General features: G+C 64.9%; 3 protein-coding genes. 1 reads left to right on the top strand and 2 read right to left on the bottom strand.

All coding sequences use genetic code 11. The annotated features are described in order from the left end of the window. Together AC5RUJ_RS12440 and uvrB are read right to left on the bottom strand one after the other, a co-directional pair. Positions 1-1,036 (bottom strand): TerC family protein (locus tag AC5RUJ_RS12440; protein ID WP_494155930.1); only part of this gene is annotated, 1,036 nt, incomplete at its 3' end. 259 nt (positions 1,037-1,295) lie between these two features. Further along, a complete protein-coding gene (uvrB, locus tag AC5RUJ_RS12435; protein ID WP_494023150.1) occupies positions 1,296-3,392 on the bottom strand; it encodes an excinuclease ABC subunit UvrB in 2,097 nt (698 codons plus the stop codon). A 162-nt stretch (positions 3,393-3,554) separates the two neighbouring features. Here uvrB and AC5RUJ_RS12430 point away from each other — a divergent pair. Then, on the top strand, positions 3,555-3,884 hold a 330-nt coding region (locus tag AC5RUJ_RS12430; RefSeq protein ID WP_494155929.1), incomplete at its 3' end, for a VOC family protein.

Here is a 3,884-nt window from a genome sequence, read left to right as displayed (position 1 = left end):
CGGCCTCGCTGTCGGCCCTTGCGCGCTCGGCGTCCTTCGCCAGCCGCGCATCGATGGCTGCCTGACGGCCGGCCGGGCTGAGCAGGCTGGCCACCGTGGCGACCACCAGGGTGCCGATGATCACTCCGAGCGACAGCTGGGTGCTGATCTCCGGGACCCACTCGACGTGCTGGCCGCCGTTGATGAACGGCAACTCGTTCTCGTGCAGCGCGTGGAAGATCAGCTTCACGCCGATGAAGGCCAGGATGACCGACAGCCCGTGCTTGAGGTAGACCAGGCGGTCCATCAGGCCGCCCAACAGGAAGTACAGCTGGCGCAGGCCCATCAGCGCGAAGATGTTCGCCGTGAAGACGATGAACGCGCTCTGGGTGAGGCCGAAGATCGCCGGGATGGAGTCAACCGCGAACAACAGGTCGGTCATGCCGATGGTAATGAAGACCATGACCATGGGGGTGAACAGGCGCTTGCCGTCGACCGTGGTGCGCAGCTTGTTGCCGTCGTAGTGCTCGCTGACCGGCAACTTCTTGGTCAGCCGGGAAATCAGCCCGGACTCGGAGCCCTCTTCCTCGTCCTCGCCCGAGTCTGTTGCCTGCTTCCAGGCGGTCCAGAGCAGGAACGCCCCGAAGATGTAGAAGACCCAGCTGAACTGGGCGATCAGCGTCGCGCCCAGCAAGATGAAGATGCCCCGCAGGATCAGCGCGATGATGATGCCGAACATCAGCACTTCCTGCTGGTACTTCCTCGGCACGGAGAACCTGGCCATGATGATGATGAAGACAAACAGGTTGTCCACGCTGAGGCTGTATTCGGTGATCCAGCCAGCCACGAATTCCTGGCCATAGTCGGGGCCGGCCTGCCAGAACAGCATGCCCGCGAAGATCAGCGCCAGGGTGACGTAGAAACCGACCCAGAGGCCGGCTTCCTTCATGGACGGCTCGTGCGGCCGCTTGACCACGTACAGCAGGTCGAACAGCAGGATGGCGCCCAGGACCACGAAGGACGTGATCTCAAAGGACAGCGATAATTGGTCCGACACGGAACCTTGCCTTTCACAGAAGATGCCGCGCGGGTGCTGTGCGCGGGTGCGAGTGTTCGCCGCAAGTCTCTCCGCCTGCCGCTCTGCGGCCAGGCCACTGCGCCCGGCGGGGCGTCGATGCCCCGCGTGTTGACGTCCACAGTGTTCGGGATACTCCCCTACGCTCGGTCAAGTGTAGCGCAGGAGCGCCCGACGACGGCGGGCGCGCACCGCCGTCGTCGTTTCACCGCCGGAAGTCCGGGCGGCAGCTGCCGAGCGCCTAGGCGTGGCCCGCGGCGCGCATCTGCCGCAGGTCCTTCTTCAGGTCCGAGACCTCGTCGCGCAGCCGGGCAGCCAGCTCAAACTGCAGCTCCGCCGCGGCGGCGTGCATCTGCTCCGTCATCTGGGCGATTAGCTCGCCCAAATCCTCGGCTGGTGCCGCGGCCAGACCGTCGCGGCGGATCTTGTCCTTGGGCACGGCGGCGGACAACCCCCGCTTGCCCTTGCCGTAGTCGAACTCCTTGAGCAGTTGCTGGGTGTCGGCGTCCTCGCGGGCCAGCTGGTCGGTGATGTCGGCGATCCGCTTCCGCAGCGGCTGCGGGTCCACCCCGTGTTTCTTGTTGTGCGCGACCTGGATCTCCCGGCGGCGGTTCGTTTCCTCGATCGCCTTGGCCATGGAGTCTGTGATCTTGTCCGCGTACATGTGCACCTGCCCCGATACGTTTCGGGCGGCACGGCCGATGGTCTGGATCAGCGAGGTGCTGCTGCGCAGGAAGCCTTCCTTGTCCGCGTCCAGGATGGCGACCAGCGAGACCTCCGGCAGGTCCAGGCCCTCGCGCAGCAGGTTGATGCCCACCAGCACGTCGAACGTGCCCATCCGCAGCTCGCGGAGCAGTTCGACCCTGCGAAGGGTGTCCACGTCGGAGTGCAGGTACTGGACCTTCACGCCGTGCTCGTTCAGGTAGTCGGTGAGATCCTCGGCCATCCGCTTGGTCAACGTGGTGACCAGGACGCGTTCGTTGCGTTCCACGCGCGCGTTGATCTCGCCCAGCAGGTCGTCGATCTGGCCCTTGGTCGGCTTGACGATGACCTCGGGGTCCACCAGGCCCGTGGGCCGGATGATCTGCTGGACATAGCCGTCGGACTTGGACAGCTCGTACTTGCCCGGCGTGGCGGAGAGGTAGACGGTCTGGCCGATCCGTTCCAGGAACTCGTCCCACTTCAGCGGCCGGTTGTCCATCGCGGACGGCAGGCGGAAACCGTAGTCCACCAGATTGCGCTTGCGGGACATGTCGCCCTCGTACATCGCGCCGATCTGCGGCACAGTAACGTGCGATTCGTCGATCACCAGCAGGAAATCGTCCGGGAAGTAATCCAGCAGGCAGTGCGGCGCGGTGCCCGGACCGCGGCCGTCGATATGCCGCGAGTAGTTCTCGATGCCGTTGCAGAACCCCATCTGCTGCATCATTTCGAGGTCATAGGTGGTGCGCATCCGCAGCCGCTGCGCCTCCACCAGCTTGTTCTGCGACTCGAGGACCTGCAGCCGGTCGCGCAGTTCGTCCTCGATGTCCCTGATCGCCCGGCTCATCCGGTCCTCACCGGCCACATAATGCGATGCCGGGAAGACGTACATTTCAGTCTCTTCGCGGATGATCTCCCCGGTAACGGGATGCAGCGTCTGGATGTTTTCGATTTCGTCCCCGAAGAACTCGATCCGCACGGCCAGTTCCTCGTACATCGGAATGATCTCCACGGTATCGCCCCGGACCCGGAACGTGCCCCGGTGGAAGTCGATGTCGTTGCGGGCATATTGCATGGCGACGAACCGGCGCAGCATGTCATCCCGGTTCATTTCCGCACCCTTGCGGAGCGTGACCATGCCCGCGATGTATTCTTCCGGCGTGCCCAGACCGTAGATGCAGGACACGGTGGCCACCACGATGACGTCGCGCCGGGTCAGCAGCGCGTTGGTGGCAGAGTGGCGCAAACGTTCGACTTCCTCATTGATGGAGGAGTCCTTCTCGATGAAGGTATCCGTCTGTGCCACGTAGGCTTCCGGCTGGTAGTAGTCGTAATAGGAGACGAAGTACTCCACGGCGTTGTTGGGCAGCAGCTCACGGAACTCGTTGGCCAACTGCGCGGCCAGGGTCTTGTTTTGCACCAGCACCAGGGTGGGCCGCTGCACCTTTTCCACCAGCCAGGCGGTGGTCGCGGACTTGCCGGTGCCGGTGGCACCGAGCAGCACGACGTCCTTCTCGCCCGCCTGGATCCGTTCGGTCAGTTCCGCGATGGCGGCCGGCTGGTCGCCGGCGGGCTGGAATTCGCTGACGACTTCGAAGGGCGCCACAACACGTTTGATGTCCTGCGCAAGACTCATGACGTTAACGGTAGACCCGATTGCGGTCAGGGTGGGTCCGGAATCGCTCTGGGCCTAACCCGGGCAGCGGATCCGCGCCTGCCTTGCCCGCTGACCATTGCCCGGTACCCGCCGCGTGCGGTAGATGTGTGGGTGCAGCCGACGACGAACGGAAGGCACGCCATGGACCTGGTTCGGACCTATCCCGAGGGTGTGACGTCGTGGATTGACGTCGAACACCGTGACCTTGAGGCGGCCAAGGACTTCTACGGCGGGATCTTTGGCTGGACCTTCGCCGAGGCCACTCCGCCGGGGGTATCTCCGCGCTATGTGATCGCCAGGCTCGACGGCCGGGACGTTGCCGGCCTCGGCGAGGGCACGGCGGGCGCCACCCCCGCGTGGAACACGTACGTCGCCGTCTTGGATTCGGAAGCGGCGGCAGAGAGGATCCGCTCCGCGGGCGGTCAGGTGCTCTCCGGCCCGGCCGACGCAGGTGACGGCGGCCGGGCGACG

It is taken from the genome of Arthrobacter sp. Y3223164 (assembly GCF_059091005.1).
Note: the sequence above shows the minus strand (reverse complement) of the source record. Positions and strands in the feature narration are given on the sequence as shown.

Bases quoted from the DNA above. Each gene is read 5' to 3' on its own strand.
- uvrB (WP_494023150.1), bottom strand. From the start codon at position 3,392: ATGAGTCTTGCGCAGGACATCAAACGTGTTGTGGCGCCCTTCGAAGTC.